General features: G+C 32.1%; 15 protein-coding genes. 5 read left to right on the forward strand and 10 right to left on the reverse strand.

Annotated elements, in window-relative coordinates; translation table 11 throughout:
• From MBM09_RS06810 to MBM09_RS06850, 9 genes are all read right to left on the reverse strand, one after another.
• Complete coding sequence (locus MBM09_RS06810) at positions 1–3,282, reverse strand: VCBS repeat-containing protein (RefSeq protein WP_238676098.1); 3,282 nt, start codon at positions 3,280–3,282, stop codon at positions 1–3.
• A gap of 116 nt (positions 3,283–3,398) precedes the next feature.
• Entirely contained in the window at positions 3,399–4,928 is a 1,530-nt protein-coding gene (locus tag MBM09_RS06815; protein ID WP_238676099.1) for a carbohydrate binding domain-containing protein, read from the reverse strand.
• A gap of 439 nt (positions 4,929–5,367) precedes the next feature.
• A complete protein-coding gene (locus tag MBM09_RS06820; RefSeq protein ID WP_238676100.1) occupies positions 5,368–5,727 on the reverse strand; it encodes an SxtJ family membrane protein in 360 nt (119 codons plus the stop codon).
• Between the two features lie 2 nt (positions 5,728–5,729).
• Positions 5,730–5,879 carry a DUF5989 family protein gene (locus MBM09_RS06825; protein WP_238676101.1) on the reverse strand — a complete coding sequence of 50 codons (150 nt, stop codon included), beginning with the start codon at positions 5,877–5,879 and terminating at the stop codon, positions 5,730–5,732.
• A 1-nt stretch (position 5,880) separates the two neighbouring features.
• Positions 5,881–7,680 carry a carbamoyltransferase gene (locus MBM09_RS06830; protein ID WP_238676102.1) on the reverse strand — a complete coding sequence of 600 codons (1,800 nt, stop codon included), beginning with the start codon at positions 7,678–7,680 and terminating at the stop codon, positions 5,881–5,883.
• Between the two features lie 197 nt (positions 7,681–7,877).
• A complete protein-coding gene (locus MBM09_RS06835; protein ID WP_238676103.1) occupies positions 7,878–9,059 on the reverse strand; it encodes an endo-1,4-beta-xylanase in 1,182 nt (393 codons plus the stop codon).
• A gap of 69 nt (positions 9,060–9,128) precedes the next feature.
• Positions 9,129–10,304 carry a mannonate dehydratase gene (uxuA, locus tag MBM09_RS06840; RefSeq protein WP_370569722.1) on the reverse strand — a complete coding sequence of 392 codons (1,176 nt, stop codon included), beginning with the start codon at positions 10,302–10,304 and terminating at the stop codon, positions 9,129–9,131.
• 11 nt (positions 10,305–10,315) lie between these two features.
• Positions 10,316–11,050: an SDR family NAD(P)-dependent oxidoreductase gene (locus tag MBM09_RS06845; RefSeq protein ID WP_238676104.1), complete on the reverse strand. Its 735-nt coding sequence runs from the start codon at positions 11,048–11,050 to the stop codon at positions 10,316–10,318.
• 16 nt (positions 11,051–11,066) lie between these two features.
• Positions 11,067–13,235 carry an alpha-glucuronidase family glycosyl hydrolase gene (locus MBM09_RS06850; protein WP_238676105.1) on the reverse strand — a complete coding sequence of 723 codons (2,169 nt, stop codon included), beginning with the start codon at positions 13,233–13,235 and terminating at the stop codon, positions 11,067–11,069.
• Positions 13,236–13,429: 194 nt separating this feature from the next.
• On the opposite strand from MBM09_RS06850, the gene MBM09_RS06855 reads away from it, so the two are divergent.
• Complete coding sequence (locus MBM09_RS06855) at positions 13,430–15,712, forward strand: glycoside hydrolase family 3 C-terminal domain-containing protein (RefSeq protein ID WP_238676106.1); 2,283 nt, start codon at positions 13,430–13,432, stop codon at positions 15,710–15,712.
• Between the two features lie 26 nt (positions 15,713–15,738).
• Positions 15,739–17,184 carry a glucuronate isomerase gene (gene uxaC, locus MBM09_RS06860; protein WP_238676107.1) on the forward strand — a complete coding sequence of 482 codons (1,446 nt, stop codon included), beginning with the start codon at positions 15,739–15,741 and terminating at the stop codon, positions 17,182–17,184.
• An 8-nt stretch (positions 17,185–17,192) separates the two neighbouring features.
• Here uxaC and MBM09_RS06865 read toward each other — a convergent pair whose 3' ends face one another.
• Positions 17,193–18,221: a LacI family DNA-binding transcriptional regulator gene (locus tag MBM09_RS06865; RefSeq protein ID WP_238676108.1), complete on the reverse strand. Its 1,029-nt coding sequence runs from the start codon at positions 18,219–18,221 to the stop codon at positions 17,193–17,195.
• A gap of 129 nt (positions 18,222–18,350) precedes the next feature.
• Here MBM09_RS06865 and MBM09_RS06870 point away from each other — a divergent pair, with 129 nt between their 5' ends.
• The 3 genes from MBM09_RS06870 to MBM09_RS06880 all read left to right on the forward strand — a co-directional run bounded on the left by MBM09_RS06870 (position 18,351) and on the right by MBM09_RS06880 (position 23,066).
• On the forward strand, positions 18,351–20,066 hold the full coding sequence (locus tag MBM09_RS06870; protein ID WP_238676109.1) for a glycoside hydrolase family 43 protein: 1,716 nt from the start codon (positions 18,351–18,353) through the stop codon (positions 20,064–20,066).
• A 113-nt stretch (positions 20,067–20,179) separates the two neighbouring features.
• Positions 20,180–21,352, forward strand: coding sequence for an endo-1,4-beta-xylanase (locus MBM09_RS06875; RefSeq protein WP_238676110.1), 1,173 nt, complete (start codon positions 20,180–20,182; stop codon positions 21,350–21,352).
• Entirely contained in the window at positions 21,345–23,066 is a 1,722-nt protein-coding gene (locus tag MBM09_RS06880) for an IlvD/Edd family dehydratase (RefSeq protein ID WP_238676111.1), read from the forward strand. The genes MBM09_RS06875 and MBM09_RS06880 overlap by 8 nt, the downstream gene beginning before the upstream one ends.
• Positions 23,067–23,073: the final 7 nt, after the last annotated feature.

Consider the following 23,073-nt stretch of genomic DNA (forward strand, 5'->3'; position numbering starts at 1 on the left):
CTATTTTACTTTAAAAATTGTTAATCCTGCATCATTATTGGCAATCAAATAACATTCTTTGCCACCGATGGTTATCTTTTTCATGTCCTTTACATTACCATGTGTAAAAAAGCTAATGTCTGTATGTGGTTTTAGATTTCCTTTGGAATCACCTAAAAGAATATAGCCGGTGTTAGCGTCATAACGAATGGTTTCTACTTCGGTCTCGTAAATGTTACCAACGCCCAAAACATCCAAATAACCATCTTTATTTACATCAGTCGCCTCAAAGGCCATAGTTGGGCCAAATTGAGCTGTTGTAGGAAGCTTTTGTATTTCAAATGAGTCATTACCTTTATTTTTTAAATAAACACTGCCAAACTCGTGTACTTGTTTGTGATAGGCAGCACTCAATTCTTCCTCTCCGTAGATATCAATCAAAGTTGAATTTGCAAATTCTTTATAGGTTTCTATTTTTTTGCTCACAAAAGGGTTTTGTTCTGTAGAACATTCCTTACCTCGAACGGGTACTAGGTTGCCTTTGTAGTATTTGCTCAATACCATATCATATTTACCATCTTCATCAAAATTGGTAGAGTAGATGTGAAGCGGTTTTTCTTTTGTGGGATGGAACTTATTGTTATCTCCCAAGTTACCCACCAGATAATCCATCTTACCATCTTTGTCCAAATCCACTTCCATAATGGTGTTCCACCAACCCTCTGTATGAATCAATGAAGCTATGGATATTTTAGTGAATTTTCCGTTTTGGTTGTTAAAAAAGGTAATAGGAAACCATTCCCCAACAACAGCTATATCTTTGTCACCATCCCCATCATAATCAGTAAATAGCAAATCGTTTACAATGCCTATATCCAATAATTCTGGAGCTAGTTCTTTAGTTGTATCTACATAATTGCCATTATCATTTTTAAGTAAATAGGTCTTTGAAGAAAGGGGGTATTTTCCAGGAATTACTTGTCCTCCTACAACTAAATCAAAGTCTCCATCCCCATCAATATCGTTGGCTACAACAGCTTTTGTAACTCCAAGCATCTTGGGCAGCTTGTTGGATTTTGAAAAATTACCTTTTCCATCGTTTATATAAAGCCTGTCTTGAAGCAAGGTACTATTCTCACTTACTTCATAACTTCCACTACCAATGTACAAATCCATATCACCATCAGCATCTGCATCAAAAAATAGTGATGTGATGTCTTCGTATTTACTTTCTTTTGAAAATAAGGGTTCATTAGCCTTATTGAATTTTCCATCTTGAGTTTGAATGTACATTTCTCCCGCCTGATTTAATGCACCTCCTACATAAAAATCATCCAGACCATCGCCATTAAGATCTGCAATAGATAGGGTAGGACCTTTTTGGGATTGTTTTTGAGGCAGTAATGTTTGTAAATTAAAATCATTAAAGTTATTTTCTTGATGATTATATGTTATATCTAAACTACTAGGATTTATTCTTGTTAAATTTTGAGGAACTTTGACTGGCATTTCACCATCAAACTTAAAGTCTTTTTTATTAAAAGTAAGTGTTTGATTTGCTTTGATATTTTCCATTGCTAAAACAGAATTATCTCCCCATATGACTTCAATACGGTCAATAATTTCTTCATCGCCAAAACCGAAATTTAACTGATATCCCATAGAAGATTGATATCCTCTAGATGGAAACAATTCTTGGTATTGTGTTTTTTCCTTGGAATAGACTTTAACTTTTGTACCAATTGCTTTTACATTTTTTTCATCCCCAATTAGATTAATATTTATATAGTTTCCAATAGAATTATTTTTGTAAATAGTGGCCTCATCTGACATATTGTTCATTACTAATTCCAAATCTCCATCATTATCCAAATCTCCATAAGCAACTCCATTTGTATTTACTTTCTTATTGAAACCCCATTCTTCTGTCATTTTTGTAAACGTAAAATCACCATTATTCCTATATACATAATTTGCAATTTTTTCAGAAGGCATAATATTCATCATTTCTTCAACAGTCATAGCACCCTTTTCTTTTTGCAGTCTGTGAGATTCCTTTTTATAATCTTGGTTACCTAATTCTCTTTCAATTCCATTAGAAATAAAAATATCTTTATATCCATCATTGTCAAAATCAGCAACCAATGGCGCCCAACTCCAATCTGTTTTAGAAATACCTGCTAATTGTCCAATATCACTAAAAGAACCATTACCGTTGTTTAATTGAAGTGTATTTGCCATATATGAATAATGATAGCCTGATTCTACCATTTTCCAGAAGCCTTGAGTATTCATAGAAGCCATATTTTCTTTTCCACGTCTATGATCCTCGGCAAGCATATCCAATACTACTAAATCTGGTAAAAAATCATTGTTTATATCTGCATAATCAGATCCCATTCCGTTATATGGAATATGCTTAAGTCGAGTATCTATTTGGTTTGAAAAAGTGCCGTCTTGGTTATTGATATATAAATAATCTGGATTTATAAAATCATTGGCAACATATATATCTAGCCAACCATCATTATTAAAATCACCTATGGAAGCACTTAATCCCCAATCTTTATTAAGAATTTTTGCTTTAAGTGTAACATCAGTAAACTTATTTCCATCATTCCTAAACAAATGGTCTGATGTTTGCTTATAATGCATTCTTTCAGATTTAATTTCAACTTTGTTAGTTTCACTGAAATCAGGACGGTGATTTACTAAATACATATCCAAATCCCCATCTTTATCATAATCAAAAAAGTAAGACTGAATGGAAAAACCATTTTCATCTAATCCCCATTTCTTGGCTTCATCTTTAAAGGTTCCATCTTTTTGATTTATAAAAAGCTTGTTTCTTCGTAGCTCTTCATTGTTTAATGACGCCGATTTACATACATAAATATCCAACCAACCATCATTATTTATATCTACTATAGTTACTCCTGTAGTCCATCCTTCACTATCTTCTACACCTGCTTTTTTTGTTCCATCAGCAAACTTGAAGTTACCTTGATTTATATATAATTTGTTGGAATTTTGATTTGAAGTAAAGTAAATATCTTCTAAACCATCATTATTTAAATCACCAATTGCTACTCCCGCACCATTGAAAGCATATAAATATTCAATGTAATTAAAGTTAACATCTTGCATAACAGTATTTTTAAAATCAATTCCTGTATGTGTATTCTGAACTAATGAAAATAAAGTTTCAGCATTTGATGCTTTTTTCTTTTTATTCTTAGAGTCTTTACAATTAAACACTAAAAAAATTATAATGATGTATAGTAATGGATTTACGTGTTTCATAATAGATTTATGTATTCCCAAATATAATAAAGCATTGGTAAAGAAAAAACCGCCTGTCAATGACAAGCGGTTTTATGAAATCTTATTTAATTAAATGTTATTAGTTTATATTATACTTATTGTACGATTCTTACTTCTAAATCATCTATATATAAAACACCTCCAACATTTCCATCATAACTCATACTAATAGCAAATCTAGCGTTACCATCTGCACTATTTGTAGTATCTGCAGTAAAATCATAGGAAACCTCTGTCCATGTATTATCCTGGAATGCTTGTTCTGGGTTACCCCATTCTGCCCAACCTGGATCACCTCCTTGATCAATAGCCACTTTTATATTCGTAATACCTTGGCCTTTAAACCAAACGCTTAAATGGTATGTTTCGCCATCTACTACAGTCATGCTTGAATTAGGTTGAATATCCCAAGGATTTGCACCTATTGCATTAATTGTCATTTTCACACTTTTATCTCCATCGTGACTGTCTTCATCAGTTATTTCACCACTAGCATTAGCTCCATTTAAACCTCCCCAACCAGTTACACCATCGGCTACTCCTAAATCAGAATCTTCAAAGCTACCATTTGTATTTATTGGTGGTGGTGGTGGTGTACCTGTTTGTATTAGTGTAATATTATCAACAAAATATACGGCATCTGCTATAACACCTAAATCTAAAACAGCTCTTGTTTGTTCAGCATTGGCTACAAAGGTCCACTCAATTTGCTGCCACTCAGCCGTTATATCATAATTACCACTGTAAAGTGCATCTGGGTTAGTAGAGAATCTAACATTTCCTCCAACACCAGGTGTTCCTGGTTGACCTTTTATCAACATAAAAACTTTGTATTCTGCACCAACTAGTGTAGTTGCAGGGTCACTTACAAATTGTGTTCTCCATGCATCTCCACCAACAGCAACGGCACGTAGCGATCTACCAGCATAGGCGTTACCATCAGCAGTGGTAGCAGTCAATCCATCACCTCCATTCCATTTTCCCCAATTGGTAAAATCATCTCCATCACCTAATTCTAGCTCACCATTTAAAAGTAAATTTTGACCAACATAAAAGCTTGAAGATGGGCTTGCTTCACCACCATTTGTAACAACTTTAACCTCAGTCGCTACACCTTCAGCAAGACCTGCAGGAACAGTTATTATTAATTCACTAGCTGTTGAGGAAACAACTGCTGCCTCAACCTCTCCAATGGTTACTGACTGAAGATTATCTAAAGATGTTCCTGTAATTGTAACTTGTTCTCCTTCTTGTGCTGCACTAGGTGATATTGTTAGAATAATAGGAAAAGGTCTTGCAATTACTGTGATATTTTTAGTAACTGTGTAGCCATTGGCCATTACTAAAGTAATTACTCCGCTACCAATAGTCGCAGATTCAGGTAATGTAAAAGTTATTGTATCTCCATCTAATTGAAAAGGAATTTGATTTTTCTCAAGAAAAACAAATAAGACTTTATTAAAGTTACTCCCTTTGAAAGTTACATCGTCACCAGGATAAAAATTATCTGACTCAACGCTATCAATAACCACAGGAGCAAAAGAATCGTCATCTTCACAACTTACCGCAAAAACAATTGCGATAATTGTGAAAAATTTACTGATAAATTTTAGATTTTTTAGCATAGCTTAAAATTTTAAAGTTAATTATAAAGTTTAGTTTAATTATATTGTTAATAGTTTGACATTTACACTTATAACAATCATTCAATATAACAAATATACATAATAGATAGTATTACGCAACCGATTGTGTAAATTTTTTTTTCTTAAGCTATTTTCTATTTATTATCCCTCAAAAACCATTTTGTTTACCATTAAAAATTTTTCCCACATAAAAGGTTAAAATTTATCCAAGAAGAGTTTTTTGATTTTACTAAAACCAAATATCTATGTGTTAAAGGACTAATTTTAAAGGAAAGACACTTTTTAGTCAATTCATGATATTGGTAAAGAATAACTTGCCTTTTTAAATCAAAACATTAGTTTATTTCTTATTTATATTGACTTAATCATAAAAGAAACAAAGAAGATTTACATTAGAATTCAAGCTAAAAGTAAAATGCTACCAAGGTTTTTCAATATCATTATTAGTGTAATAATAATTTCGCTCAATAAAATAGGTGTTATTGTTTTTCTTTTTTAATATTTTGTTATTACCTGTTAACCTTTGAAAAAAAGATAAAGGTGTTAAAACGAAAAAGAAGATAAAGAACATGATGATATAATTCATTACCAAACCAAAATAATGAGAAAATGAAAACCAAAAGACACCTATAGCAATAGTTAGTTTTTTAGATATTAAACTTATAATAAGAACGCTTAATGCCAAATAAATTAACCAAACCGTATTAAATTTTATAAATACAATAAGGCAAACTAAAGCTAAAACAATTATGGTTTCTTGTCCTTTTTCTCGAGTCATTTTTAAAATAATGAGTATATAAATGGAGCTAGGGCAGAACTACTTGTTAAAAAAATTAACAACCCAAAAATCACAAATATTATAATTAAGGGCACTAGCCACCACTTTTTTCTTTCTCTTATAAAGAGAAAGAATTCTTTAACAAATTCCATATTATTTAACAATTAAATAATTTTCTAAAACTAACACATCCATTCCAGATTTCATAAAGCAAAGATAGGCATCCTCTGGAGTATTAACTATAGGTTCATCTTTTACATTAAAACTAGTATTTATAAGAACTCCAACGCCTGTATTTTTTTTATAAGATTGAATTAAGTCCCACAGCAAAGGGTTAAAACTTTTTTTTACAACTTGAACTCTGGCAGAAAAATCTATATGAGTAATAGCTGGCAACTCAGATTTTGGAATTTTACGTTTTGCGTCCAAGCTTAACGTTTCAAAATTATCAGGCAATGGTTTTCTTAAAGTTTTTTTTACTTTACTTGTAAATAACATGTAATAAGAGTGTTTTCCTTTTTCAAAATAGTCATTATAATCTTCTTCACAAACCACAGGAGCAAAAGGTCTAAAACCTTCTCTAAATTTTATTTTCATATTCAAATTATATTGCATTTCTGGATCTGTAGCATCTGCTAAAATACTTCTATTTCCCAGTGCTCGTGGTCCAAATTCGGTTTTTCCTTGAAACCATCCTATAACTTTTTTATTTGCTAAATATTTAGTTGTAGCTTTAATTAAATCATCTTGATTTTGATAAAACTTGTAATTGCATTTATGTTTTCGTAGAACTCTTTCAATGTCTAAATTAGAAAATTCAGATCCTAAATACACATCAAAAGGTTGTTTTAAACCTTCAAAAGGTAGTTTGTATTTTATATAAGCAGTTGCTAAAGCAGCTCCTATAGCTCCACCAGAGTCACCAGCAGCAGGTTGTATATAAATATCATCAAAAATATTTTTATTAAACAAAACTGAATTTGCAACACAATTAAGAGCAACACCCCCAGCAAGACACAAATAATTTACTTTTGTTTCTTGTTTTACAAATTTAATTAGTTTAATAAGTATTTCTTCTAAAACCTTTTGCGCTGCAAGAGCCAAATCAGCATGAATTTGTTCTAATTTGTCTTCTGGTTCTCGCTTTTTTAACCCAAAGAGAGCTTCCCATTTTTTTGGATTTACCATGCGTAATCCAACAGGGTATTCAAAAAATTGCATATTCAGTTTAATAGAACCGTCAGGTTTTATATCAACAAGATTTTCTATTATAATTTTTTTGAAATGAGCAACTTTTTTAGAATCTGGATTGCTATATGGTGCTAATCCCATCATTTTGTATTCTCCAGAATTAACCTTAAAACCTAAATAATAAGTAAATGCTGAGTAAAACAAGCCTAGAGAATCAGGGAAATGCAGCTCACCCAATACTTGAATACCTTTTTCTCCACAAGCTACACCATATGATGTTGTAGCCCATTCACCAACGCCATCAACTGTTAAAAATGCAGATTTCTTAAAAGGGGATGTATAAAATGCACTAGCAACATGAGATAAATGATGTTCAGTAAAATTTATAGGTGTTTTAATTCTTTTTAAATCAGTTAGTTCTTTAATTTTTTTTCTAATAAATTGTTTAATAAAAAGTTTTTCTTTTAGCCATAGAGGCATAGCCATTGCGAAAGATTTAAATCCTCTAGGGGCAAAAGCATAATAAGTTTCCAAAAGTCTTTCAAACTTTAAAAAAGGCTTATCATAAAAAGCAATTTGATCTATATCCTCTATATTAAACCCTGATTCATCAAGACAGTATTTTATGGCTTTTTCTGGAAATGAAGCATCATTTTTTATTCTTGAAAATCGTTCTTCTTGAGCAGCATATAGCACCTTTCCATTTTCTATAATAGCTGCTGCCGAATCATGGTAGTATGCAGAAATACCAAGGATTTTCATTTAAAAATATATTTATAAATTTTTATGTAAGATAATTAGAAATTATTGAAATAATATTCGGAATTCAATAAATATACTTTGATATATGACAGTGACAATGGTTTAAAACTAAAGTGCACTTCATTCAATTTTTAATTTTTTAAAGAAAAAAATCCACTATAGTCAAATAGTGGATTTTAAACATATTTAATATTATATTAATTTACAGGATTACCTTTTAAACCTTCTATAAAACTGTCATATGCAGTTTTAGTATTGAAATTATTATCATATAATAAAGGCCAATCTCCACCATTATCATACAACCAACTATCACTGTCTCTAAAACCCCAAATAGTTATACCGTATTGTTGTGCACTAGGTACTATAGTCGTGTAGTAATATGATGCTCTTTGGAATTGATCTGCTTGTTCTTGAGCTCTTGCTGCAGTCAAGGTTGTTACATCATTACCGTAGTTTGCTTTAACGTCTAACTCTGAAGCATGAACTAATAAACCTGTATCTGCAATTTGTTCTATAGCTAGTGGTAAATCATCTGTTGGCCAGTTATGATTTAAATGCATTTGCATTCCAATTCCATCAATAGGGATATTTCTCGTTTGAAAATCAGCTACCATAGCTAAAATATTATTCCTTTTATCAACATCACCAGCAACATTAAAATCATTATAAAATAATTTTACATCTGGATCTCCAGCTCTTGCAGCTAGGAAACATTTAGCAATAACATCATCAATTTTAGTCATTAAAACATTAGTTTGTGCATCTGTTTCAAAAGCTTCATTATATACATCCCAACTAGCAACTATTGAGTTACCATTACTATCTTTTTCTTCTGCAAAGTGAGCAACTGTAGCAGTGATATAATCCATTACTGCAGTTTCAAATTCTTCATCAGTTCCAGAAAATGAATTAAACCAACCAGGTTGTTGACTATGCCATGCTAAAACATGCCCATGAACACGGAATCCATTAGCTTTTGCATAAGCTACTATATCATCACCATCAGACCAATCATAATCATCAGGATTAGGACCTAAAAACATATTATTGGGTTTCATATCATTTTCGGCAGTAATACTATTATACTCATTTGTTAGAATTTCTTTAAATGTTGTATTATCCGTAGATGATGATGCTAATTTACTTGCAGAAACTATATTCCCGATAGGATAGTCTGCAAAATCTAGTAAATATTGGGTTGTGCTATCACCGCCATCATCACCGCTATCACCATCGTCACCGCCATCGTCACCACCACCATCACTATCACCGGTTGGACCACCTACAGTAACTCCACCACTTGTAGGACTATCACTGCTACAGCCTATGAATAGTAGTGCAATAATTAAAATGCTTAAAATTTTTCTTGTTTTCATAATTTTTTTGAGTTTAATATATTCAAATATCTTAATAATTAATTTTATACGCAACCGATTGCGTTAACATTAATTTGTAATTTTCAATTTATAACTAATTCCTAATTCTAATCCAGTAATTTCTGCTAATCCTTTAAGTCTACCTATTAATGAATATCCTGGATACAATTCTTTACCTTCAATAGCATGTAAAAATCCGTGATCAGGTCGCATAGGTATACTTTTTTCTCTTTTACGCATAATCTTAACGATTTTTTCTACGATTTTTTCCATGTTATTATCTCCATACAAATGATCAGATTCTTTAAAATTACCATCTATATCTTTAATAACATTTCTTAAGTGTAAAAAATGAACTCTTGAGGATGTTTTATTAAGTATTTTTAATAAATCATTATCTGGGTGAGCACCTAATGAACCCGTGCAATAACACAATCCATTAGCATTTATTGGTACTTTATTTAATATGAATTCTAAATCTTTTTGAGTACTTACTACTCTTGGTAATCCTAATACAGAATATGGTGGATCATCTGGATGTATGGCAAGTTTTAATCCTAATTTTTCTGCAGCAGGAGCAACCTCTTTCAAGAACAAAACAAGGTTGTTTCTTAAAGATTCATCATCAATATGCGAATACTCTTGTAATAGATTTAATATCTTTTTCGAAGTGAAATTTTCTTGACTTCCAGGTAACCCTAATAAAATATTTTTAAAAAGCTTTTTTTTCTCTTCTTTATTCAATTGTTTACCATAAAGAACAGCTTTATTAACTTGTTGTGGAGTGTAGCTAGCTTTTGCATTAGGTCTTTTTAATAAAAACACATCAAAGTACACAAAGGCATCTTTATGAAAATACAACGATTTGGTCCCATCTAAATTACTATAATCATGATGTGTTCTTACCCAATCTAATATTGGCATAAAATTATATGTAATAACCTCAATGCCACATTCTGCTAGATTCTTTAAACTTATTTTGTAATTTTCAATATAGGTTTCAAAATTCCCTGTGCGCTTTTTAATGTCTTCATGTACTGGTAAACTTTCAACAACTTTCCATTCTAATCCTTCATCTTCAATAATCTTTTTACGTTCTAGAATATCCTTTATAGTCCAAACTTCACCTACAGGTATTTCATGTAGTGCTGTAACAATTCCTTTTACTCCACATTGTTTTATGTTTACTAAAGAAGTTCTGTCGTGTAGTCCATACCATCGCATGGTTTTAGTCATAAAAATCATAACAAATCCTTTTAAAATCCAATACAATTACCACCATCTACAGGAAGAACTGTACCGGTAACATAACTTGACTCGTTAGTGGCATAAAAGTAAACCGCATCTGCTATATTTGAGGGCTCACCTAAAAAGCCCATTGGTGTTCTGGATAATACTTTGTTTTTTCTTTCCGGATCATTATCTAAAGCTTTAGCAGACATTTTTGTTTTTATGAACCCTGGAGCAATACAATTAACTCGAATACCAAATTCGGCTAATTCTACAGACATTGCACGTGTCATGGTTTCTATAGCTCCCTTGCTTGCGGAGTATGCTATAACCTTTGGTAAACCATATTGTGAAGCCATTGAACTTATATTTATTATACTTCCGCCATTGTGTTTTTTCATTATTTTAACGACTTCTCTGCTAACAGCAAAAACACTTAAAACGTTGGTATTAATAATATTTAAAAATTCTTGGTTGGTAACTTCTGTAAATTCCTTTTTTTGATTTATTCCAGCATTATTTACTAAGATATCAATGTTATCTCCATCAGAAATATTTGCTATCATAGCAGGAATTTCATCTAAGTTATTTAAATCGAAAATCACAGGAATTGCATTTTCACCAATTTCAGCACAGGCATTTTCTGTTTTATCTTTTGTTCGTCCTATTATATAGGTTTTTATTCCGTTATCACACAGTTTTTTTGCTGTTGCGTAACCCAGTCCGGAATTGCCTCCGGTTACAATCGCTTTTTTTGCCATTATTATTTAGTTAGTTTTATCTTCCTGGAGCAAAAGGAAACCTCAATGATTGAAACTCTTCTAGAGTTTTTGAAGGTTTTTCAACTCCGTTTGGTAAATCTTGTTTTGAAAATTGCTGAAAATATAATAAACAAGCATCACGCCACCACTTTGCTTCTTTATATTGGATATTCAACATCATTTTTACTTCTTTAAATCTTTGTGGATCTACATATTGTTCCATAGAGTTCCAAAGTGAAATCATATCTTCTACTTCGTCAACACCTTCTTGATATTTTAACGCCATACCGTTCCATAGGGTTTGTTCATTTTTTAATTTGTGGTTCCAAGAAACATGGTGAAACCAAAGTAAATCTTTTTCAGGAGTTGTTAATATGTCATCATACATTTTAGCTACTTCTGGAGCATATTGAGCTGTAGCATTACTTCCTGTTTTTGTTCTGTTAAAACCAACTCCAAATTCATCAGCTTTATGGTAATAGGTTGGGTTCCATTCAGGTCTTGGTAAGTTACCAACCCAAGGTCCTGGACCATAATGATGACCAGTATCAAAAATATGATGCAAACCATATGGATTCATATATTTTACGACAGTTTCACGAGATTGAATCATCATTTTTTTGATTGGATTAATGAAATTTTCATCATTTGAAAACGTTTGACGTATCCATTCTTCTGCAATATCTTTTGATTTTAAATGCGGATTCCAAGCTAGTCGCCCAAAACCATACCAATTGGCTTGTAAAAAATGGTGACCGGTCCAATTCCTATCATTACCAATATTTGTAACACCAGCTACTCCTGTTATTTTTTTATTATGAAGCGAGCCATCAATTACTTTAGCCACTGTTGAACCTTTACCTTCACGATAGGTGTCAGCTTCAAAAACTTCTTCATACAATTTAGGTAAATATACCAAATGTGTACTAAAACCAAGATATTCTTGAGTAATTTGGAACTCCATCATAAGAGGAGTTTTGGGCATTGCTCCAAACATAGGATGAAATGGTTCGCGTGGTTGAAAATCTATTGCTCCATTTTTAACCTGTATAAGAATATTGTCTTTAAACTGGCCATCATAGGGTACAAATTCTGAGTAAGCTTGTTTAGCTCTATCTGTAGGATCATGTTCAGAATACACAAAAGCTCTCCACATTACAATGCCACCAAAAGGTGCAACAGCATCTGCTAACATGTTGGCACCATCTACATGGTTTCGCTCATAGTTTTGTGGTCCAGGTTGCCCTTCAGAATTTGCTTTTACTAAATAGCCTCCAAAATCTGGAATAGATTTATAAATTTCAGCTGTTTTATCTTTCCACCACTGTATAACTTCAGTATTTAAAGGGTCGGCAGTTTCTAAACCACCAATCTCAATAGGAGCAGAGAAGCGTGCTGTTAAATATACTTTTAAACCATAAGGTCTAAAAACATCTGCTAAAGCTTTTACTTTTTCTAAGTAATGTGGCGTTAAAATTAAAGCGTTTGCATTTACGTTAGTTAGTACAGTTCCATTAATTCCTATTGAGGCATTTGCTCTGGCATAGTCTACATAACGACTATCAATATAATCTGGTAAACGGTGCCAATCCCAAAGTGAAAAACCAGCATAACCGCGTTCTACGGTTCTATCAAGATTATCCCAATGATTTAGAATGCGAACATCAACTTTAGGAGAATCAATGATGTTAATATTTTCTATTGATTTATAAGATTGTATTTCTCGTAATAGTCTAAAAACACCATATAATACACCAACATCAGTTTTTGCAGTTATTATAATTTTAGTGTTTCCTTCAATTTTGAGTTGTTTAATTATAAATCCATCTCTCTCAATTTTAGAAAGTTCATTTTTTAAATATTTTGAATATTTAACATCCAAATTTGCTTCAGAGCCAATAATTAAGGTGTTTTTACCAGAATTATTATCATCAATTTGAAAAACATTTCCAAATAATCCAGAAAAACCTTTTTCTAATTCTTGTTTAGCAACTGATATTGTTTTTGAGTCTCCAGAAGATTCAACACCTTGAATTGAAGCCATATAATTTTTTAAAAGCTGCTTGTTTTCAACCTTTTTATACTGAAGCCACAAGTTATACCCATCATTTGCGTGAGAAGTGAATGATAGTATGAATATTAAGATATATAATAAACTAAAAACTTTTTTTGAAAATAAAATCATGTGTTTTAACTAGTGTTTAAGCTTAAAATACCCTAATATACATAAAGTCTATTAGGGTTTACAAACTAAAAAATAATTGTAAACTTAGTAAAATTTTTATAACTTCGCAACCGATTGCATAAAAGATATTTGTTAATGTTTAAGAAAATATTTTTTGTGTATATTACAGCAATCTAACCAACTAATTTTTAGATATGAAAACGATATTAAAAGTCTTTCCTCGTACAATTCTTTTAGCTGTAATATTAATTTCTTCCTGTAAGAATAATAATTCAGATGCAAAAAGTGAAGAATCCGGAGCAATTGTAAGTTCAGAAGAAGCTAAATTTCCATTTTACGATACTACATTATCTATGGATGATAGAATTCAAGATTTAATTTCCAGATTAACACTTGAAGAGAAAGCAGATCAAATGATGCACAATACTAATGCTATTGAACGCTTGGAAATCCCTCCTTATAGTTATTGGAACGAAGCTTTACATGGTGTGGCACGTTCTGGTGTTGCAACCGTTTTTCCACAAGCAATAGGTTTAGGTGCTACTTTTGATAGTGATTTGGCATTTAGAGTATCATCGGCAATTTCAGATGAAGCTCGTGCTATGCATAACGCAGCAAAAGAAAAAGGTTACCATAAACAATATGGAGGACTTACCTTTTGGACACCTAACATCAATATTTTTAGAGATCCAAGATGGGGAAGAGGGCAAGAAACTTATGGAGAAGATCCATATTTAATGTCATTAATGGGAAAAGCATTTGTAAATGGTTTACAAGGTGATAATGATAAATATTTAAAAACAGCAGCATGCGCTAAGCATTATGCTGTACATAGTGGGCCTGAAGAGTTGCGTCATGAATTTGATGCCATTGTAAATCAAAAAGATTTATGGGAAACTTATCTTCCTGCTTTCGAAGCTTTGGTTAAAGAAGCTAAAGTAGAATCAATCATGTGTGCTTATAATAGTACAAATGGGGAGCCTTGTTGTGCAAATAAATATTTAATAGAAGACGTATTATTAGGCGAATGGAATTTTAAAGGACACATATTAAGTGATTGTTGGGCCATTGTAGATTTTTATACACCAAAAGGAAAAGGAGGACACGGAACTACTAATACACAAGCCGAAGCTTCAGCTATGGCTGTAAAAAGTAGTGTTAGTTTAAATTGTGGTAGTTCTTATTTGGAAGGACTTCCAGAAGCAGTAAAACAAGGCTTAATTACAGAAGCAGAGATAGATGAAAAATTAGCTATTTTATTACGCACAAGATTTAAATTAGGGTTGTTTGACCCTCAAGGCAGCAATCCTTATGATGATATTTCTGTTGATGTTGTTAATAGTGATGAACATAGAGCATTAGCTAGAGAGGTGGCCCAAAAAAGTATTGTGTTGCTTAAAAACAATGGCGTACTTCCTTTAAAAAATGACTTACCTAAATACTTTATTACTGGACCTATTGCTGGAGATTCAGAGGCACTTTTAGGAAATTATTATGGTGTTAACCCCAAGATGGTAACTATTATGGAAGGTATAGCAGGAGCAATAAGTCCTGCTAGTCAATTACAATATAGAATGGGAGCTATGTTAACTGTTCCTAAAGAAAATCCTTTAGATTATGCTACAGGAAATGCTGGTAACTCTGATGTTACTTTTGCAGCCTTAGGTATTTCAGGTTTAATTGAAGGTGAAGAAGGGGCATCTATCGCTTCAAAAACAAAAGGCGATAGGTTAGATTACAATTTACCAAAATCGCAAATGGATTACTTGCGTGGATTGAGACAAGCAGCCGATAGAAATCCTGAAGACAAAAAACCTATTGTGGCCATTATTACAGGAGGAAGCCCAATGAATTTAGCCGAAGTTGAAGCGTTAGCAGATGCTGTTCTTTTAGTGTGGTATCCTGGAGAAGAAGGTGGAAATGCTATTGCCGATGTGCTATTTGGTAAAGTTTCACCATCAGGTAGATTACCAATTACATTTCCTAAATCTTTAGATCAATTACCTGATTACAAAGATTATTCCATGAAAGGTAGAACATACAAATACATGAATCTTGATCCGCTTTATCCTTTTGGGTTTGGACTAAGTTATACGACTTTTAAATATGATAATATTAAGTTATCATCAAGTTCCATTTCAAAAACAGATACCATTACACTTACTGTAGATATTACAAACTCAGGAAAGGTTGATGCCGATGAAGTTGTTCAGTTATACATCTCTGATGTAGAAGCATCTTTTGTTGTGCCAAATTCCCAATTAAATGATGTAAAGCGCATTCATTTAAAAGCAGGTGAAACAAAAAACATAAGTTTTGAATTAACACCAAAAATGTTTGAAATGGTAAACAATGAAGGTAAGCGTGTTATTGAATCTGGAGCATTTAAAGTATATGTTGGAGGAGCTAGCCCTATGAAGCGTAGTCAAGAATTAGGCGTTTCTAAAATGGCCGAAGCGTCTTTTTCAATTCAATAGATGTTTAAACAAACCAAGCACTAATCATGAGTAGTTTTATAACGGATAAATTCCTTTTAAAATCATCTTATGCAGAAGAATTATATCATTCCTATGCCAAAGATTTACCTATCATAGACTTTCATAATCATTTACCACCAAATGAAATAGCTAAAAACAAACAATTTAAAAATTTAACTAAAATTTGGTTGGATGGCGATCATTACAAATGGCGTGCAATGAGAAGTCTTGGTGTAGAAGAGAAGTATATTACCGGAAAAGCTTCAGATGAAGAAAAGTTCAAAAAATGGGCTTTTACTGTACCATATACCATGAGAAATCCTTTGTATCATTGGTCGCATTTAGAACTTAAACGCTATTTTAATATTGATGAACAAATAAATGAAAAAACAGCTTTATCAATATATAATCAATGCAATGATTTATTAAAAACACCTCAATATACAACACAAGGTTTATTGAAAATGGCAAATGCTGAAGTAGTTTGTACTACTGATGATCCCATAGATAATCTTAAAAATCATCAAGACATAGCAAAATCAAAGTTTAATGTACAAACATTACCCACCTTTAGACCAGATAATATCATTAATATTGAAGGTGTTGAGTTTAATACTTATGTTGATAGTTTATCTTGTGTTTCTGGAATTAAAATTAAAAATTTAGAATCTTTTTTAGAAGCTATTGAAAGTCGTGTACAATATTTTCATGACAATGGATGTAGATTATCTGATCATGGGTTGTCTTATGTTTATTCTGAAAAGTTTACTGACAAAAAAGTAGATTCTATTATAAAAGATAGATTTAACGATAAAGCACTTTCTGATAAGGAAATAAGTATCTACAAATCAGCAATCTTATTTTATCTAGGTCAGTTTTATGCAAATAAAGGCTGGACAATGCAATTGCATTTAGGGCCTATTCGAGATACAAACAAATTACTTTTAAGAGAAATTGGTATTAATGTAGGTGTAGATAGTATTGGCGATTACCAGCATGCCGAATCTCTAGCTTATTATTTAAATAAGTTAAATGATGATGGAAGTTTACCAAAAACTATCATTTACAATTCTAACCCTTCAGATAATGATTTATTTGCTACCATGGCTGGAAATTTTAGTGAAGGCGGAACAAAAAGTAAAGTACAATTTGGAACTGCTTGGTGGTTTTTAGATCAAAAAGATGGTATTACAAAACAAATAAACTCATTATCAAATATGGGGCTTTTAAGTTGTTCTGTTGGTATGCTTACAGATAGTAGAAGTTTTCTATCTTTTACAAGGCATGAGTATTACCGTCGTATTTTGTGTAATATTTTTGGTGAGGATATTAAAAATGGGGAATTACCAAATGATATACCGTGGATAGGAAAAATAATTAGCGATATATGTTATCATAATGCTAAATCCTATTTCAATTTTCAAGGGTTAAAATCTAAAACAAGTAAACCACAAATTGTAATAGATAAATAATTTCAACTTCATTTTCTTTTAGATGAACCTCTGACTATTACTTCAGTATTTAAAAAAGTAATTTCGGTTATATCATCTTTTTTAGACTTCTTTAAATGTTTCAATATTTTTTTTGATGAGGTTTTTCCCATTTCAAAAGCTGGATGAGATATAGTAGATAAACCAGGATCTATTATTCGAGAAACAGGATCATTATTAAAACCAATAATTGCTAGATCTTCCGGTACTTTTAAACCTCTACTTTTAGCAACTTGAATGGCAGCAATTGCTGTTGTATCATTTGATGCGAATATACCGTCTGGTGGATTATTAAGATCAAGTAATTTGTTTGTGGCTTTTTCTCCTTCATCATAACTCATTGTACTCACATGTACAATCAAATCTTCATCAATTGGTAAATTATATTCTTTTAATGCATCTCTATAACCTCTTTCTCTTTCGTTATAAATATTTCTAAATTTTAAACCTGCTATATGTGCTATTCGTTTACAACCTTGCTCAATTAAATGTTTAGTTGCTTTAAAACCAGCAGAATAATTATCAATCATTACTCTATAGGTATTAAAACCTTTTGGAACCCTATCCACAAAAACTAAAGGAATACCTTTATCAATAAATTGCTGAAAATGGTCTGTTTTTGTAGTTTCCATAGCTAACGAACAAATAATACCACTAACTCTACTGTTATACAAAGCCTGAGCCATATCAACTTCATCTTGGTAGGAGTCATGCGACTGTGTAATAATAACATTATAACCCGCTTTTTGTGCAGTTTCTTCAATACCACTAATCATCGAAGACACAAATGGTCTGTTTATTCGAGATATTAAAACACCTATGGTTTTTGTTTTATTACTTCGTAAACTTGATGCAAGAGTATTAGGACTATATCCCATTTCTTTTGCAGTTTCAACTACTCTTTTGGTAGTTTTTTTACTAATACTACTGTGGCTTTTTAAAGCTCTAGATACTGTAGATGTTGATAAATTTAACTTTTCTGCAATATCGTAGATTGTAATATCTTTATTATTAGTCATTTTAGGTTTTAGTGGTTATTCTGTAAATTTAATATTTTATTGTAAACTACTTACAAATTGATGAAGTATATTAAAAAAAATGCCTTTATATTTATACAAAATAATCATTCTTACACTAATATTTTTAAAATGAAAAATTCAATAGTACCATTATTTCTTACTGTTTTTATAATAACAATTAGCTGTACTTCTAATAAAAAGGAGTCTTCGGTAGAACATAAAGATTATGTTGCATTCGATTGGTTTAATTATGAAGGTAAAGATGAAATTTATAATAAATTATCAAAATCTGATGACGAATATTACAATCCTATTTTATCTGGGTTTTATCCAGATCCAAGTATTTGTAAAGCAAATGATAAATACTATTTAATTAACTCGTCATTTTCATATTTTCCAGGTATACCAATTTTCGAAAGTACAGATTTGGTAAATTGGAAACAATTAGGACACGTTATTACTCGTAAAGAACAAGGAGATTTTTCAGGTTTAGGAGTGTCAAGAGGTATGTTTGCACCAACCATTCGTTATCATCAAGGAACTTTTTATGTTATTTGTACAAATGTAGATGGTGGTGGAAATTTTATAGTAACAACACAAGATCCAGCTGGTGAATGGTCTAATCCAATTTTGTTGCCTGAAGTAAATGGCATTGATCCAGATATTTTCTTTGATGATAATGGAAGAGTTTACATAACGCACAATGGTCCACCACCTAATAATATTACAAAACATGACGGGCATAGAGCAATTTACACTTGGGAATACAGTTTAGAACAAAAAAAAATAATTTCAGAACAAACATTGTTGGTAGATGGAGGTACAGATATGGCAAAAAAACCGGTTTGGATTGAAGCTCCACACATTTTAAAAAAAGATGGATACTATTATTTAATATGTGCAGAAGGCGGAACCGCTTATAACCATTCTGAAGTTGTTTTTAGAAGTAAAAACGTTCTTGGGCCTTATGTGAGTTATGAAAATAATCCTATTTTAACACAGCGCCACTTGAATAAAGAACGCCCCAACCAAATTACAACAACAGGTCATGCAGATTTTGTTGAGACAAATAATGGTGATTGGTGGGGAGTATATTTAGGTTGCAGACCATATGAGATTGATTATTACAATACTGGAAGAGAAACTTTTATGTTACCAGTTACTTGGAAAGACGGTTGGCCAACGTTTGAAAGTGGAAATGAAGCACATCCGTTTGTACATAAGAAACCCGATTTACCAAAAGGAGAATCTTTTGATCCGTTATCTGGAAACTTTACTTCTAATGATGATTTTTCTAACGATAAATTAGATTTTAAATATAATTTTATTAGAAATCCATTAGAGAAATGGCATAAAATTGAAGATGGATTTTTATATATAAAACCACGAAAAGAAAATATAAAAACCGAAACAAACTTTTCATTTATTGGTAGAAGACAACAACATCAAGCATTTGAAGTATCAACAAAACTTAATTTCACTTTAACTGATACACTTCAAACAGCAGGATTAGCAGCTTTTCAAAATGAAAAAAATTATTTATTTATAGGGAAAAGATTAAATGCAGCTGGACAAATTGAGGTGTTTCTTGAAAAAACAGCTACTAAAATAAAGGACGGAAAACCTAATATTCTGGCAAAAAATATAATAAAAGACAATACTAACGAACTATATTTAATGATAGAAGGGAAGGTAAGATACTATGATTTTTATTATAAGCTTTCCGAAGATGAAAACTGGAAACCTTTAATTAAAAATGTTGATGCCATTAATTTAAGTACTGCAGAAGCAGGTGGTTTTGTAGGAACATATTTGGCATTGTATACATCTTCAAACCACTTTTAGTGTTAATAGTTTGATTAAAAGATTATTAATATGTAAAATCTATAACTTCTTTCATTACTTAAATATAAATTTCTGTATATTTACGCAACCGGTTGCATAAAACTAAACTAATTATGAAGTCACCACACTTTTTTATGATTTTGCTAGCATTATCTATTTTGTCTAGCTGCTCGTCTAAAGAAACTAAAAAAGAAAAACAAATCATTTTAAAAGAAGCCTACAAAAATGCTTTTTTAGTGGGTACAGCACTTAATGAAGCCATTGTGTCTGGAAAAGACGAAAAATCTCAAAAAATTGTTATTAAACAATTTAATGCTGTAACAGCAGAAAACATAATGAAAGCTGCACTAATAAACCCAGAACCTAGAGTTTATAATTTTAAGCCTGCAGATGATTTTGTTGAATTCGGTCAAAAAAACAAGATGTTTATCATTGGTCATACTTTAGTTTGGCATAATCAAACACCATCATGGTTTTTTACAAATTCAGAAGGTGAACCCAATACAAATGAAGAGCAAATTGAACGTATGCGAACCCATATTCAAGCTGTCGCAGGACGATATGCAGGTAAAGTACACGCTTGGGATGTTGTAAATGAAGTGATTGATAATGATGGTTCTTACAGACCAACAACATGGGTTAACGGTGTTGGAAATGGTGATACATTAGTGAAACATGCATTTAAATTTGCTAGTGAGTATGCACCAAATACAGAGTTGTATTACAATGATTTTAACGCGTGGCGACCCGCAAAACGAGACGGAATCATGCGTTTGGTTAGAATGCTACAAAAAGAAGGCGTTAGAATTGATGGTGTTGGTATACAAGGGCATTGGGGTTTAAATTATCCTAAAAATGAATACATTGAAGCTGCAATAGACTCTTTTGCTTCACTTGGAGTAAAAGTGATGATAACCGAGTTAGACGTTGATGTATTACCATTAACAAAAGAAGGTCAAATTATTGGTACGGGTTTATTACATCCGCAATACGATTTAGAAGAATTTAAGGAGTTTTTAGACCCGTATCAAAATGGTTTGCCCGACGAAGTGCAGCAAGAGTTAGCCGATAGATATGCCGAATTATTTGAAATATTTTATAGAAAACGTGATAAAATAGACAGAGTAACATTTTGGGGTATACACGATGATATGTCTTGGAAAAATGGTTACCCTATTGCAAACAGAACAAATTATACATTACTCTATGATAGAGACAAAAATCCAAAACCTGCTTTTGATGCGGTGTTAAATGTTCCAGAAAATAACAGTAATCAAAATGAGTAAAGACAAAAAACTTCGTAGTCAAGAATGGTTTGGAGGTAATGATAAAATGGGTTTTGTACACCGTTCATGGTTACGAAATCAAGGTTATCCAGATGATTATTTTGAAGGCAAGCCTGTTATTGGCATTTGCAATACGTGGTCAGACCTTACACCTTGTAATGGACATCTTCGTGAAGTTGCTGAGGTTGTAAAACGCGGCATTTTAGAAGCAGGAGGATTTCCATTAGAATTTCCCGTAATGTCTTTAGGTGAAACCATTATGCGTCCAACAACTATGTTGTTTCGCAATTTGGCTAGTATGGATACGGAAGAATCTATTCGTGCAAATCCATTAGACGGTATTGTGCTTTTAACAGGTTGTGATAAAACAACACCTTCAACAGTTATGGGAGCTTGCAGCGTAGATTTACCAACTATTGTTGTTCCAGGAGGACCAATGCTAAATGGTCGTTTTAGAGGTGGGACAATTGGTTCTGGTTCATTCAATTGGATGATAAAAGAAAAGCAAAAAACTGAAGAATTTGATGAAGATGATATGCGTGAAGCAGAAATTTGTGCAGCACGTAGTATTGGACATTGTAATACCATGGGAACTGCTTCAACAATGGCAACTATGGCTGAAGCCTTAGGATTAACGTTACCAGGGTTTTCATCTATTCCAGCTGCAGATTCTCGTAAAAAAGTAATGCAGCAACTTTCTGGTCGTCGCATAGTTGAAATGATCAAGGAAGATTTAACCATGTCTAAAATACTCACCAGAAAAGCTTTCGAAAATGCGATTGTAACCAACGCTGCTGTTGGTGGTTCAACTAATTTAATCATTCATTTAATCGCAATTGCTCGTAGAATTGGAGTTGATTTAAAATTGGAAGATTTTGATAAAATAGGAAGTCAAATTCCTTTGTTAGTGAATTTGATGCCATCTGGAAAATACTTGATGGAAGATTTCTTTTATGCTGGCGGATTGCCTGTTGTTATGAAAGAATTAGGAAACCTTTTGCATCAAGATATTATAACAGCAAACGGTAAAACATTTAGTGAAAATTATGCAAAAGCAAAATGCTATAATGATGAAGTTATTGCGAAAATAAATAAACCCTTACAGGAAAATGCTGGAATAGCTGTTCTAAAAGGAAACTTGTGTAAGAATGGATCGGTTATAAAACCTTCTGCTGCAACACCAAAATTAATGCAACATACAGGTAGAGCAGTGGTGTTCGAGTCTATGGAAGATTACCACGAACGTATTGATAATCCAGATTTAGATATTGATGAAAACTGCGTAATTGTACTTAAAGGTGTAGGTCCAAAAGGGTATCCTGGAATGCCCGAAGTCGGCAATGTTGATTTACCTGAAAAGTTAATTAAAAAAGGCGTAAAGGATATGGTTCGCATTTCCGATGGTAGAATGAGTGGAACAGCATATGGAACCGTGGTACTTCACATTTCTCCAGAATCAACTGTTGGCGGAACTTTAGCTATTGTTCAAAATGGAGATACAATTACACTTGATGTTGAAAAGCGATTATTACAACTCAATATTTCTGATGAAGAATTAGCAAGACGAAAAGCCGAATGGAAAGCACCAGAACCTTTAGCAAAACGAGGTTATGTTCGCATTTATTTAGATCATGTTGAACAAGCAGATGTTGGTGCAGATTTAGATGTATTGGTTGGTGGTTCAGGTTCTAAAGTAGATAGAGATTTACATTAAACTAACT

The organism is Flaviramulus sp. BrNp1-15, from assembly GCF_022259695.1.
Lineage (GTDB): Bacteria > Bacteroidota > Bacteroidia > Flavobacteriales > Flavobacteriaceae > BrNp1-15.

Coding starts and splice junctions, on each gene's coding strand:
- MBM09_RS06810 (WP_238676098.1), bottom strand. CDS start 3,282: ATGAAACACGTAAATCCATTACTATACATCATTATAATTTTTTTAGTG.
- MBM09_RS06815 (WP_238676099.1), bottom strand. CDS start 4,928: ATGCTAAAAAATCTAAAATTTATCAGTAAATTTTTCACAATTATCGCA.
- MBM09_RS06820 (WP_238676100.1), bottom strand. CDS start 5,727: ATGACTCGAGAAAAAGGACAAGAAACCATAATTGTTTTAGCTTTAGTT.
- MBM09_RS06825 (WP_238676101.1), bottom strand. CDS start 5,879: ATGGAATTTGTTAAAGAATTCTTTCTCTTTATAAGAGAAAGAAAAAAG.
- MBM09_RS06830 (WP_238676102.1), bottom strand. CDS start 7,680: ATGAAAATCCTTGGTATTTCTGCATACTACCATGATTCGGCAGCAGCT.
- MBM09_RS06835 (WP_238676103.1), bottom strand. CDS start 9,059: ATGAAAACAAGAAAAATTTTAAGCATTTTAATTATTGCACTACTATTC.
- uxuA (WP_370569722.1), bottom strand. CDS start 10,304: ATGATTTTTATGACTAAAACCATGCGATGGTATGGACTACACGACAGA.
- MBM09_RS06845 (WP_238676104.1), bottom strand. CDS start 11,050: ATGGCAAAAAAAGCGATTGTAACCGGAGGCAATTCCGGACTGGGTTAC.
- MBM09_RS06850 (WP_238676105.1), bottom strand. CDS start 13,235: ATGATTTTATTTTCAAAAAAAGTTTTTAGTTTATTATATATCTTAATA.
- MBM09_RS06855 (WP_238676106.1), top strand. CDS start 13,430: ATGAAAACGATATTAAAAGTCTTTCCTCGTACAATTCTTTTAGCTGTA.
- uxaC (WP_238676107.1), top strand. CDS start 15,739: ATGAGTAGTTTTATAACGGATAAATTCCTTTTAAAATCATCTTATGCA.
- MBM09_RS06865 (WP_238676108.1), bottom strand. CDS start 18,221: ATGACTAATAATAAAGATATTACAATCTACGATATTGCAGAAAAGTTA.
- MBM09_RS06870 (WP_238676109.1), top strand. CDS start 18,351: ATGAAAAATTCAATAGTACCATTATTTCTTACTGTTTTTATAATAACA.
- MBM09_RS06875 (WP_238676110.1), top strand. CDS start 20,180: ATGAAGTCACCACACTTTTTTATGATTTTGCTAGCATTATCTATTTTG.
- MBM09_RS06880 (WP_238676111.1), top strand. CDS start 21,345: ATGAGTAAAGACAAAAAACTTCGTAGTCAAGAATGGTTTGGAGGTAAT.